This is a genomic window from Acinetobacter sp. ANC_7588 (assembly GCF_056783995.1).
This window is the reverse complement of the sequence record NZ_JBWYIU010000011.1, coordinates 90,858-103,226: the sequence shown is the minus strand read 5'-3', so window position 1 is coordinate 103,226 and position 12,369 is coordinate 90,858. Positions and strand designations below refer to the sequence as shown.

Genomic DNA, 12,369 nt, shown 5'->3' with positions numbered 1-12,369 from the left:
ATCTTTAATCAACTTTCTGAATAAAATATGACAACTATTTCAAAAAAAACAAGAGCAGACTATCAATTCTTTTTTCCCATCCAAACCCGTTGGGCTGATAATGACGTGTATGGGCATGTCAATAACGTCACTTATTACAGCTACTTTGACACCGCCGCAAATGCGCTACTTATTCAACACGCACTATTTGACTTTAAAACTTCGCCTATCATTGGACTCGTTGTTGAATCAAAATGTACATATTTTTCTGAACTATCCTACCCTGAAGTCATTGATGTTGCTGTCGCTATCGAAAAGATTGGACGATCTTCAGTGACGTATAGCATTTCAATATTTAGGAAAAATCAATCAGAGCCTGCTGCTCAAGGTTATTTTGTGCATGTATTTGTCGACCGTGACTCTCGTAAAAGTATTGAATTACCAAACTCAATACGCGAAGCCTTAACTACGTTTATGACGAAATCAACTTAAGACTTAAGCTGAATATTATGTAGCTCACCGCCGAAAATTTTTAACAAGTCCTCCACGACGGGTTCTTGATGAATCAATTCTTCAGCACGTCGATATGCCTTTTGCTTACGCTTTTCCTGCAGATCGAAAGGCGTCTCACCGTTTGGTTCGTTGTATTTTACGATTAATTGAGATTTTGAAAATGATTGCTTGAGTGCTGCTTCTAAACTCGGAATGAGTGAGTGCAATAAAGCTTCGTATTTTGCAGGGATATAGAATTCACATGTCCCATCAATTTGACCTTGCATAAGACCTTGTTGTGCTAATTCTTGTACCGCAGGTGTTAATGGACTATTTCTGAACCAATATTCCCACTTTTGAGTATCCCATTCACCTACCAATTCGACAGGCTCAAGTTTAAGAATATCTTGAGGCATTAAACCTTTTAAGCCAACATCTGTGACAACAATTTTATTCTCATCAGGTAGATCTAGACTTGGGAAATGAGTGCCATTCGATAATCCTTCTACTTGAACTGACAATTCAGCGCTTTCAGCAGAATGTTCATTTGGCTTCGGCTCTAAAAAGAAAATATTGTCTTGATCAACAATAGAAGATTCAACAGGTTCTGAATTAGAGCTTGCTCCAAATGAAGTCAGCTCAACCTCCCCACTGCCTACCACAGAGTTGGTTAAATTCTCTTGTTTCACCTCAACAGATACAGACTGACCGACATCATCCGCATGATTTAATTCTGTTGAGTGCAAGCTTTCAGATTCAGTTTTTTCAGGCTGAATTGACTCAGCTGGAACTACCTCATCATCAGATGCCATCATCTGCTGAAATAAGATTAGATCCGTATTTTCCTCATCATTTACATCACGACTAGGCTGAATCGAACTCGTATTATTCTCAGGCAAACTGATTTTCGATCCTGCTTCTTGATGATCAGCCGGTATAGATTCTGAATTCTCTGTCGAAATCTGATTGAAATTTTCAGCTTCTTTTAAGACATTTGATGGTTCTGGAGGTGCTTGAGTGGTCAGCTGCTCATTATTCGCCATGGGGCGGAATGCCAACAACCTGAGCACACACATTTCAAAGCCTTGCTCTTGAGTCACTGCAATTTGTAATTCAGCACGACCTTTACATGCAATTTGATAATACAATTGTAGATCTTGAGCAGAAATCATGCTCGAAAGCTGCATAATTTTCTGATTAATCTCAGCACTATATTTTAAACTCAAGTCTGGTAAGTATTGGAGTAAAGCCAACTCATGTAAAGTTGAAATGAGTTGATCCAACACCAAAGAAACATCAAGTGCTTGTTGACGGAATTGGAGTAATAAAGCACTGACTTTAGCACGTTGATTTTGATGTATCGCCAAAATAAGGTCGAAAATAATCGTGCGATCAATCAAACCCAGCATTTCTTTCACATCTTGGTGGTGAATCGCACCTTGCCCATATGCAATTGCTTGATCTGTTAGCGACAGTGCATCACGTAAAGAACCTTGTGCTGACTCAGCGATCTGCCAAATCGCATCAGCTTCCGCATTAATTGATTCTTTAGTTAAAATTTGTGTGAGATGTGAAGTGATTTCATCAACCGCCAATGGGCGTAAAGTAAATTGCAAACAACGTGAAATAACCGTAATTGGAAGTTTTTGAGGATCTGTCGTCGCAAATAAAAATTTGACATGTTCAGGCGGTTCTTCAAGTGTCTTGAGTAAAGCATTGAATGAATGTGTGGACAGCATGTGTACTTCATCAATGAGATACACTTTAAAACGACCTTGCGTTGGTGCATAAGGTACGTTATCCAATAATTCTCGTGTATCCTCAACTTTGGTTCGGGATGCTGCGTCAATTTCAATTAAGTCTATAAATCGACCTTCATTGACTGCGGTACACGTTGGACATACTTCACACGGTGTAGATGTTACACCTGTTTCACAGTTCAGACATTTAGCAAGAATCCTTGCAATCGTCGTTTTACCAACGCCACGCGTCCCCGTAAAAAGATAAGCATGATGCAGTCGACCACGCTCTAAAGCACTGGTTAATGCACGCGACACATGGTTTTGACCAACCAATTCTAAAAAATTACGTGGACGATATTTACGCGCAAGAACCTGATACATGAATGCTCCCTAATTACAGGACTAAGCATACTGTTTTTTTTGGCAAGAGTGAATGCGTTACAGATGATTCATACATTCAAAAAACAATTTAAACCCAACTCTTTTTTCTTGGGAAAATTTAACCTGTTAAATTCAAACTATAATCATCGAAATTTTCGTATTCCTCACCAGTCCCATCGATACGAATTTCTAGTATTTTGTTGACCAAATCGACAAGAATGATATTTCTGGTTGGGACACCGCTTAATTGAATCACAGACTTCTCAGTATTAATGAATTTAAACTGACCTTTTATTTCTTCTGCTTGGTTATGACCACTTAGACTTAATCGTGATAATACATACGTTTGGTCTGCGTTAAGTTGTAAATCAACAGCCATACCAGGACAATCCTCACAACGCGAAAAACACCCCATACATGGCGTAGTACCTTGATACAAACCAATATATTGAGGTGTTACTTGATTTTTTATTGAATCATTCTGTTTCAAGAGTTGATTTGATTGCGTGGACTGATCGCAAGAAGCCATATGAATCGACGAGATCAAAACGAATGGGATGACAGTACTACGGCGCATAATCACAAATCAATTTTAACAATTTTGTGAAAATTACCATATCTCAAGTCTGCATATGAATCAATGCGTATGTTGGTGCACGTGAACCCCATCATCATGTAAAACTTGATCAGGGTAAGCGAGTCCAATCCCTTTAATTACTTCAGCAAAATATGACCCTTTATCTGTATAAACTTTAATAATTGCATATTGATCTTCAATACTTTGAGTAATCGTAAAATAGTTTAGATCAGCAGGATAATCCTCAAATTGCCCCTTATATCGCACAATTCCATCCTCAACTTGTTCAATCTCAGTAATTTCAGCCACACGGTTGATACCAAATTGCAAAAGTTTCAAGGGAAATTTACTGCCCTCTTTCATGCTCGCCACTTGATCAGGACTAAACTTAAATAAATAACCCGAGTCAGCCCGATGCTGAAAACTTTCTGGAAGAATCATATGCCGTTCAACATTTTGTTCTAGTACAGGCATAAGCTCAGGCATCAGATGAGAACTCGATGATTCATTCTTATTTTCAAGCCGTTCGTCATGAGCATTAACATTTTGACCCAGTTCATTTTCAACTTGATGCTGCTGTAAGCTTGCAGATGATTTGTCTTTTTCGGGTTTTAGATATAACGTAAATGTAGCAGTCACAAAAACTGCTACACCCAATAAAATATAAATTACTTTCATACGTTATTTGAATAGCGACACTGCTTTAGCATTTTTATTAATCATAGTGACAGCATCACGATCATTCGTACCCCCCAATTGGTATCCATACTTTGGATGGAATAAATCTGGGCTTGAGAAATAAGAGATACTATTACCTCCCATAATCGTACCACCCAATGGATGCTCCAAACCACGTGCTGGTCCAGCGGTATCATCATGATTCACCCCCATATTATGACCGAATTCATGACGTAAAACCGTGATTCCACAGTTAATACTTCCACTACCGATCATATAATTAGAGTTAGGGTTTTCAAGCAAGTAAGCTAAACCACAGCCTTCTTCATCACCTTCATAATATACAGCATCAGCTTTTAAGCGATTACGCTCATTCTGAATAACTTTGTCCACACGACCAATATCAAGGACATTGTTTAATGTTTTAGAACCTGGTGTTTTATATTGCAGATAACCAACGTTGCGCAGATAAAACTTGGCATTTGAATTCTCTGCAGACACATTGGTTAGATCAAAGCCTTCAATCAACCTCATTTTCGCTGCATTTGCACCTAATTTCTCTGCAACAGCAGTACTACTCACCAAAAGCATGTCAATGGTTGCACTATCAGCTTGCCATCCTTGAGATGTATAGACAAAACGTTGCGTTTCACCAGTTTGAATCGTTTGTCGTAAATTATTGGATGCCTGAATTGTGCTGCTCCACGCCGCTCCAGAACTTATGATTATCTTGTCATTGATTTGAGCGCGATCAGGTAAATTAATTACTGATTGCCAATTTCCATTTGCCAACTTAACACGTGTCACTGGTTGTTTAGGATCAGGAACTTTTTGATTATTTAAATCTTTCGCTTGTATCACACGTTCTGGTGCAGAAACTAAAATCCACTTCGCTAATTCTTTTACAAACATAAATTCATATCGTTCACCTCTATTTAGTTTTAAAGTTGCTGAGGTATTGATATTCTGATTTGAAATAGTAGCTTGCCATGTTGCAGTCGACTTCACGATCACACGATCACGGTCATATGCTGAACTTGGTAATGTGAATTGTGACACCCAGTTTCCATCACCAAAAATAATTTCAGTTAAAGGGCTATCTGTTTTATTTAACTGAGTACCCACTGAACTAACATTTAGTTGTCTCGGCTTGATATATTCAGGCACCCATTTTTTTAGATTTTGATTAAATACAAACCAATAGCGATCTCCTTTTTTTAAATTAAAATTACTCGAAAAAAGAAGATTTGTTGTATCAATTGATGAATCCCTGCCTGCATCAGATTCAATCAACATTACCGTATTGTTAGCAACATCGCTCGGCAATACTATTTTCTTTGCCCAAGCGCCATCTTTTAGATGAACTCGCTGTATTGTTTGTTGATTAGATATAATATTTTGTACACTTGAATTATCTAAAATGACACTGGGTGTACTGTTGATTCGCCATTTTTTTAAAGATTCACTATAAATAAAGTCGAATGTGTTTCCTTTATTGATTTGAATTGATTCAAGGGGAATATCAATATTGGAAGTATCTAGATATGCCGCATATCCCGCCGATGAGGAAATTCTAATCTTGTCATTATTTTTTGGATTGTTTGGCAGATAGATTTGTTTCGTCCAATTTCCATCACGCAATTCGAATTCTAATTCAGCATAACCGCTCGGAATCTGCCCGCTTTGCTGATTTTGGTTTGGTGTAAGTACTGTACTTGCCACAACACCACTCATCAAACAACCCATTAGTAAAAAGGTAATTTTTTTATTCATCATGTCACTATTTGTTTATTTTAGTTAAAGTTAGTATACATTATAAATACAAATTCTCCTTTGTAAATGTTAAAACCATCCCTTTTTACCATTATTAATGTGATCCACACATCTTAATGCCTCTTGCGATAAACTCCACAAACGATAATCCCCTGTAATTGACCCAACAGGATAATTATGGGTATAGGCAAAGCTTAATTTTCTTTCAGGATCACACCAAGCCCCTGATCCGTTGTAGCCCATATGACCAAATCCATTTTTTGCACTTTTACCCAGCGTGATAACTCTGTGATAACCCAAACGCCAATGCATAGGTATTGGCATCACCTTGTCTCGATCATAGCTTTGAATTTGCGAAAGTTGTTTGAATACAAGTGGCTTGATAAATTGTCTTGATTCGAACTGACCATAGTGCGCCATCATGGCATAGATTTTCGCTAAACTTCTGGCTGTAAAGACACCATTAGCAGCAGGAATGGGTTGAGTCAGAACACGATCATCAAAAAAGCTAAACCCCTTCATTCCCTTTGGAATCATTGCATCTATAAAATCATCAGGATTTTGACCAGAATATTGAATGATACGATCCGAAAATGAAACTTTCTGTTTTTTCTTCTTTTGTTGTGCAACTTGAGTAGTTGATGACTTTTTTTCAATATTTGTTTTTTCTAGAGGTTTGGCTATTCTTGAAAGTTGATCCTGAGGGACACCAAAATAGGCACCATCTAATTGCAGTGGTTCTACTAAATATTGATTCATCAGCTCAGAAAGATTTTGCTGAGTCGCTTTTTCAATCAGCCCTCCTAATAACCAGCCATACGTAAGTGCTTGATATGCATAATTTGAATTGGGTTTAAAACGTGGTGTCGCGCTAGCCATCACATTGAGCATGTGATCCCAGTCTGCCATTTCAGATGCTTGAGCAATGACATTTCTAACATCATATAAACCACTACGGTGACTTAATACGTCAGCCAAAGTAATCTTAGATTTTCCATGTTCAGCAAATTCTGGCCAATAATCAGCTATGGGTTGACGATAGTCTAATTTCCCTTCACTCACTAGAATATGCGACAAAGTCGCTAAGATCCCCTTTCCGGTGGAATAGCACATCGCCATCGTGTCTTCTGACCACTCTTCACTCGAAGACTTTTTTCCAACATAAATATCAACCACTTTTTCTTGACCATAATATACAGCCAATGATGCACCACCTTGTTCAGTACGAGAGTCTTGTAAACGACTAAATAAATGTGCCAAATCTGCAAACTGATGGTGAACGATACCCTTATAATTATGTGTGTCAGCGTAAATTAAATCTTTTAGAATTTTCATCTTCTATCCTTGATTTATAGTTATAAAAAAGCCTAACAAACATGTTAGGCCTAGAGCATCTATTAAAGTGGTTTCACAACACCAGAAACATGAGGTTTTTGTGATTTTGCATTACGAACTAACAAATATGTCGCTTGATCTCGCTCACCCGTTAAAAATTCAACCTCAGATGGTAAAAACATAGGCAACTTAAAATAAACATCAGCATCATAAGCATCCGGTAAACTAATACTTGCTAATGCTTTAGCTTTACTCCACATGCCATGCGCAATCGCTTGTTTAAAACCAAATGCTTTTGCTGTAACTGCATGAATATGAATGAGGTTAAAATCACCTGAAACGAGCGCATAGCGACGACCCGTGTTTTCAGCGACTTTCCAATTACCCTGTGATTTAAATTCAGGTAACTGATCTTCTTTCGCCTTTGAAGAGGATGAAGTATTTGTTTTTTCACGAGAAAGATAGGTTGTTAAACCCTCCATCACCACATCATTACCTACTTTCGCAGTGGTAATGAAGTCAAATTGCAAACCTTTGTCATGTGGTTTTAACTCACCAAATTTGCATGATAGCGTGATGGTTTCATTCACTCCAATTTTGCGATACTGCTTAACTTGATTACGAATATGAACTAAACCCAGCAAAGCAAATGGGAAAGGTTCTTGTGTCATCATTTGCATCTGCAAACTTTGAGAAATGACTGCCAAGTAAGTCGATGGTACATATCCATTATTCTTATAACCACAAATTTCGTTATAAGATTTTAAATGGTCATGATCAACACGATATTCATCAACGATGTAATCCACTTGTGGCAGTGTCTTTTCGCCTTTCGGTTTTTTAAAAATTAAACCTTTAATGACTTTAGGATAAGCTAAATAAGCTTTTGGCAATTGACTAAAGTGACGTGTTTTCATGTTAAAAATTCCCATTTATCTTTATAAAAATTTACAGTTTGCAGCTCAACAAAACGATCATAACAAATCATACGAGCAATAAAGAGAGCAATGCCTGAACATTACTCTCTTTCATTTAACAATCTATGACCACTAAAGCTTAAGCACCTAATAAACTTTGACCGCACACACGTACAATGTTTCCATTCAGCCCCGTTGAAGCAGATGAAGCAAATAATGCGATTGTTTCAGCCACATCAACTGGTTGACCACCTTGACTCATCGAATTCATACGGCGACCCGCTTCACGAATTGCGAATGGAATCGCTGCTGTCATTTGAGTTTCAATAAATCCAGGAGCAACAGCATTAATCGTTACACCATTTTTCAAAATTGGTGCTGTAAATTTCACTAAACCAATCACACCAGCTTTAGAAGCTGCGTAGTTCGTTTGACCGAGGTTACCCGCAATACCTGAAATCGAAGATACGCAAACGATGCGACCATTTTCATTGATGCCTTCATTAGACAACAAATATTCATTCACACGCTCAATCGCAGATAAGTTAATGTTAATCACAAGATCCCAAAGCTCTGGCTTCATATTAGCAAGCGTTTTATCACGTGTAATACCGGCATTATGGACAATCACATCTAGCCCGCCTTGAGCAGCCGCTGCAGCTTTGATTTTTTCTCCAGCATCTGGTGCAGTGATATCAATCGCTAAAGTCGATCCACCAATTTCACTCGCAACACGATCAAGATCTGCTTGTTGTTGTGGTACATCTAAGCAAATGACATGAGCACCATCACGCGACAAAACATGCGCAATCGCTTCACCAATACCACGACTTGCACCTGTGACCACTGCAGTTTTGCCCGCAAGTGGTTTAGTCCAATCAACATCAACAACATTTGCTTTTGAAACACGAATGACTTGACCTGATACATACGCTGAGCGCGGAGAAAGTACAAAACGAAGTGTAGATTCAAGATTTAAAGCAGCATCTTGATCTACATAAACCAATTGTGCAGCAATACCTTTCTTAAATTCTTTACCTACAGATTTCACGAAACCTTCTAATGCACGTTGAGCAATCGCTTGTTTCACTGTAGGTGCTGATTCTGGTGTCAAGCCAACGACGACTACACGACCTGAAGTTTGAATTTGGCGAGCAATTGGATTAAAGAATTTATGCAATTCAATTAACTGTTCAGAGTCCTGAATACCCGAAGCATCAAACACAACTGCTTTGAATTTCGACTCTTTATCGCCTTCATTAAACGCACCTAAGTTCAACCCTACTTTAGCTGCAGCTTGTTGTAACTCAGCATTGTTTCCCGCATAGCTGTTGGCATGAATATTACTCAGAACTTGCGCAATTTCACCATTAAAAAGACTTTTAGACGCAGAACCGAATAAAACAGCGCCTTGAACAACAGGCGTTGCTGATTCAAAGCGATCTAAGTGAATTGGAGATGGTAAACCTAAATTTTTGATGACAAATTTACCAATTGGAGATTTTGCAAAAGCTTGATATTGGTCAGTCATGAATATGATCTCTCGATAGAATAATTTTTTGAAGGATCTATGGTGTAGATGAAGTTCAGTTCAAACTCTGATACTTAGTAAATTAATCGATCCCTGCGTTTCAGTTAAATAATACTTGAGTTACTCTATGTATGTCTTGACCTGAAAGCATTGCTAAATGTCATTTTAGTCAATACGACCTCTTAGCGATTATGCTAATGTAGCACTCAAGAATATCCCAAATATGCTTGGAAAAGCCTTATGAGCAAAACAACTCAAGAAAATCCAACAACTGAGAATTCTGCGAAAGCGACTGTGTCAAATACATCAAAAGCTCGTTCAAATGCGAGTAGTGGTAATGCAAACAGTGCCAACAACGCAAATACTCCAAAAGCGACTCGCCCTCGTACGTCGACGACTCGCAAAAAAACAGCAGCAACAAATAAAACTAAAGCTGAAAATCAAACTTCAGCAACTACGACTCAATCTTCCGCTGAACAGGAAAAAACTATGACTCAAAATACTGTACGCCGTGTTGCAATTATCGGTGGTAATCGTATTCCTTTCGCACGTTCTAATGGTGCTTATTTCACAGCTACAAATACGGATATGCTTACAGCGGCATTGAATGGTCTAGTTGAGCGTTTTAATCTTCAAGGTCAACGTCTGGGTGAAGTTGTTGCTGGTGCTGTACTGAAGCACAGCCGTGATTTCAATATGACGCGTGAATGTGTGTTAAGCACAGAGCTTGCACCTGAAACTCCAGCTTACGATATCCAACAAGCTTGTGGTACTGGGCTTCAAGCCGCTTTCCTCGTAGCGAATAAAATTGCATTAGGTCAAATTGAGGTGGGTATTGCAGGTGGTGTGGATACCACTTCAGATGCTCCTATCGCATTTGGTGATGGATTACGTAAAGCCCTCTTAGAACTCAACGTTGCAAAAACAGGTAAAGATCGTCTAAAAGCGTTAACTAAAATTAACGTAAAAGATTTGCTAGATGCTCCTAAAAATGGTGAACCTCGTACTGGCCTATCTATGGGCGATCACCAAGCGATCACAACACTTGAGTGGGGCATTTCTCGTGAAGCTCAAGATGAACTTGCTGCATCGTCTCATCAGAAAATGGCTGCAGCTTATGAAGCAGGATTCTTTGACGATTTAATGACGCCATTCCTCGGCCTTGAGCGCGACAACAACTTACGTCCTGACTCAACTGTAGAAAAGCTTGCAAAACTTAAGCCAGCGTTTGGTAAAGGTGATGCCCGTACAATGACTGCGGGTAACTCTACTCCACTTACCGATGGTGCTTCTTGTGTATTATTAGCATCAGAAGAATGGGCTAAAGCAAATGGTCACGAAATTTTAGCGTATTTAAGTTTCTCTGAAACTGCTGCTGTAGATTTCATTGGTAAAAAAGAAGGTTTGTTAATGGCTCCTGCTTACGCAGTTCCACGTATGCTCGAGCGTGCTAATTTAAAACTTCAAGATTTTGACTACTATGAAATTCATGAAGCATTTGCATCTCAAGTTCTTTCTACATTAAAAGCTTGGGAAGATCCTAAATTCTGTAAAGAACGTCTAGGCTTAGATGCGCCTTTAGGTTCAATTGATCGTGCGAAGTTAAACGTTAAAGGCTCTTCGTTGGCTGCGGGTCACCCATTTGCCGCAACGGGTGGTCGTATTATCGCAACTGCTGCAAAAATTTTAAATGAAAAAGGTTCAGGTCGTGTACTTGTGTCGATCTGTGCTGCAGGTGGTCAAGGTGTAACGGCAATTATTGAAAAATAATTCGATGTTCTTAACAAAAAAGCCCCTCGATTGAGGGGCTTTTTTTATTTTCATAAAAAAGATTGACAGAGTATTTATTTTTTTTAGACGAATGACTGACATTAAACTTTAAAAATTAGCATTTTATTACATAATTAAAGAGCTAAAAATGGATTTTAGCCAATTAAAGGAAAAAAAATGAAAAAGATACAAAACATATACTCAGTAATTCTATTATGTTGCATCAGTACCACAATTTTGGCGAACTCAGTTGAGCCTAAATATAAATGGTCTGTTAGTACTGGATGGCTACATATAATGCCTCAGGGGAAATATGGAAATACGTCGATTAATACAGCCGTTGATCCTGATTATGAGTACGACCTATGGAAAAATATGGGCATAACCTCAAAAATGGACGGATTAAGCAATTGGACTGAAAATGCTGGCTTAAAACCTAAGGATGGGGATACTTTGGGTTTAATGATTAATTATTATGTCAATGATAACATTTCACTTCAAATGATTGGAGGTGTTCCACCCAAAATTGATATTAAGGGGAAAGGTCAGATTAATGCAAAACCTATTGCACTTAATCCAATGATTGATGCTGCTATTATTGATATATTAGGGCCTGATCGAAATTTGTTTGTAACTGATCTTGGGAGCAGATCAAAGTTGGCAGAAGCAACAGCTTGGACTCCAGCTGCAACCGCACAGTACCACTTTGGTACTACAGGTATAAATAAATTTAGACCTTATGTCGGTGCAGGTGTCATGTATGCAACATTTACTGGACTAAAAATTGATAAAGGTCTTGAGGAAGAACTAATAACTGCTGGACATCGTATCGGTCATATTACAAATATTGTTAGAGATAGTGATCCATCAAAGGATATCAATGGAAATCTATTAGATGCTCTTGTAGATCCTATAGCAGTAAGAATTAATTCTCCAGTAGATCCAAAGGTTAAAGTGAAAGCCACTGATGCTTTAGGAGCAGTATTTACTTTAGGTGCAAATTACGACATTTCAAATAGAATCTATATTACCGGATCACTAACCTATGTAGATTTATCGAATAAGTCGAAAATTACAGTTTATGACCAAATATCAGGGCGTCAATTAGTTTCATCATCAACAAAAATCAATCTTAATCCTTTAATCAGCTATATTGGAATTGGTTATAAATTTTAATTAAAAAAAGCATCTCAA

10 protein-coding genes are annotated in these 12,369 nt (G+C 38.1%); 3 read left to right on the top strand and 7 right to left on the bottom strand.

Features of this window, described 5'->3' with window-relative positions:
• Positions 1–27: 27 nt before the first annotated feature.
• The gene (locus AC1M9J_RS11380) at positions 28–471 is read left to right on the top strand and encodes an acyl-CoA thioesterase (RefSeq protein WP_481952334.1); all 444 of its coding nucleotides are present in this window, start codon (positions 28–30) and stop codon (positions 469–471) included.
• Here AC1M9J_RS11380 and dnaX read toward each other — a convergent pair.
• The 7 genes from dnaX to AC1M9J_RS11345 form a co-directional block, all read right to left on the bottom strand.
• Positions 468–2,594, bottom strand: a complete 2,127-nt coding sequence (gene dnaX / locus AC1M9J_RS11375) for a DNA polymerase III subunit gamma/tau (protein WP_481952333.1) — start codon at positions 2,592–2,594, stop codon at positions 468–470. The two genes, AC1M9J_RS11380 and dnaX, sit on opposite strands and share 4 nt — an antisense overlap.
• A gap of 118 nt (positions 2,595–2,712) precedes the next feature.
• Positions 2,713–3,171 carry a copper resistance protein NlpE N-terminal domain-containing protein gene (locus AC1M9J_RS11370; RefSeq protein ID WP_481596368.1) on the bottom strand — a complete coding sequence of 153 codons (459 nt, stop codon included), beginning with the start codon at positions 3,169–3,171 and terminating at the stop codon, positions 2,713–2,715.
• Positions 3,172–3,231: 60 nt separating this feature from the next.
• Positions 3,232–3,849 carry a metalloprotease secretion chaperone CpaB gene (gene cpaB, locus AC1M9J_RS11365; protein ID WP_481596369.1) on the bottom strand — a complete coding sequence of 206 codons (618 nt, stop codon included), beginning with the start codon at positions 3,847–3,849 and terminating at the stop codon, positions 3,232–3,234.
• Between the two features lie 3 nt (positions 3,850–3,852).
• Positions 3,853–5,583, bottom strand: a complete 1,731-nt coding sequence (gene cpaA, locus AC1M9J_RS11360) for a metalloendopeptidase CpaA (RefSeq protein ID WP_481952332.1) — start codon at positions 5,581–5,583, stop codon at positions 3,853–3,855.
• A gap of 108 nt (positions 5,584–5,691) precedes the next feature.
• Positions 5,692–6,951: a serine hydrolase domain-containing protein gene (locus AC1M9J_RS11355; RefSeq protein ID WP_481597824.1), complete on the bottom strand. Its 1,260-nt coding sequence runs from the start codon at positions 6,949–6,951 to the stop codon at positions 5,692–5,694.
• 68 nt (positions 6,952–7,019) lie between these two features.
• Positions 7,020–7,874 carry a MaoC family dehydratase gene (locus tag AC1M9J_RS11350; protein ID WP_481597806.1) on the bottom strand — a complete coding sequence of 285 codons (855 nt, stop codon included), beginning with the start codon at positions 7,872–7,874 and terminating at the stop codon, positions 7,020–7,022.
• A gap of 139 nt (positions 7,875–8,013) precedes the next feature.
• Positions 8,014–9,405 carry a 3-oxoacyl-ACP reductase gene (locus tag AC1M9J_RS11345; RefSeq protein ID WP_481952331.1) on the bottom strand — a complete coding sequence of 464 codons (1,392 nt, stop codon included), beginning with the start codon at positions 9,403–9,405 and terminating at the stop codon, positions 8,014–8,016.
• Between the two features lie 240 nt (positions 9,406–9,645).
• Here AC1M9J_RS11345 and AC1M9J_RS11340 point away from each other — a divergent pair, with 240 nt between their 5' ends.
• Together AC1M9J_RS11340 and AC1M9J_RS11335 are read left to right on the top strand one after the other, a co-directional pair.
• Complete coding sequence (locus tag AC1M9J_RS11340; protein ID WP_180028195.1) at positions 9,646–11,175, top strand: acetyl-CoA C-acetyltransferase; 1,530 nt, start codon at positions 9,646–9,648, stop codon at positions 11,173–11,175.
• A 177-nt stretch (positions 11,176–11,352) separates the two neighbouring features.
• Positions 11,353–12,351: an OmpW/AlkL family protein gene (locus AC1M9J_RS11335; RefSeq protein ID WP_481952330.1), complete on the top strand. Its 999-nt coding sequence runs from the start codon at positions 11,353–11,355 to the stop codon at positions 12,349–12,351.
• Positions 12,352–12,369 lie beyond the last annotated feature (18 nt).

Bases quoted from the DNA above. Each gene is read 5' to 3' on its own strand.
- AC1M9J_RS11350 (WP_481597806.1), bottom strand. From the start codon at position 7,874: ATGAAAACACGTCACTTTAGTCAATTGCCAAAAGCTTATTTAGCTTAT.
- AC1M9J_RS11340 (WP_180028195.1), top strand. From the start codon at position 9,646: ATGAGCAAAACAACTCAAGAAAATCCAACAACTGAGAATTCTGCGAAA.
- AC1M9J_RS11345 (WP_481952331.1), bottom strand. From the start codon at position 9,405: ATGACTGACCAATATCAAGCTTTTGCAAAATCTCCAATTGGTAAATTT.
- cpaB (WP_481596369.1), bottom strand. From the start codon at position 3,849: ATGAAAGTAATTTATATTTTATTGGGTGTAGCAGTTTTTGTGACTGCT.
- cpaA (WP_481952332.1), bottom strand. From the start codon at position 5,583: ATGAGTGGTGTTGTGGCAAGTACAGTACTTACACCAAACCAAAATCAG.
- AC1M9J_RS11380 (WP_481952334.1), top strand. From the start codon at position 28: ATGACAACTATTTCAAAAAAAACAAGAGCAGACTATCAATTCTTTTTT.
- AC1M9J_RS11335 (WP_481952330.1), top strand. From the start codon at position 11,353: ATGAAAAAGATACAAAACATATACTCAGTAATTCTATTATGTTGCATC.
- AC1M9J_RS11370 (WP_481596368.1), bottom strand. From the start codon at position 3,171: ATGCGCCGTAGTACTGTCATCCCATTCGTTTTGATCTCGTCGATTCAT.
- dnaX (WP_481952333.1), bottom strand. From the start codon at position 2,594: ATGTATCAGGTTCTTGCGCGTAAATATCGTCCACGTAATTTTTTAGAA.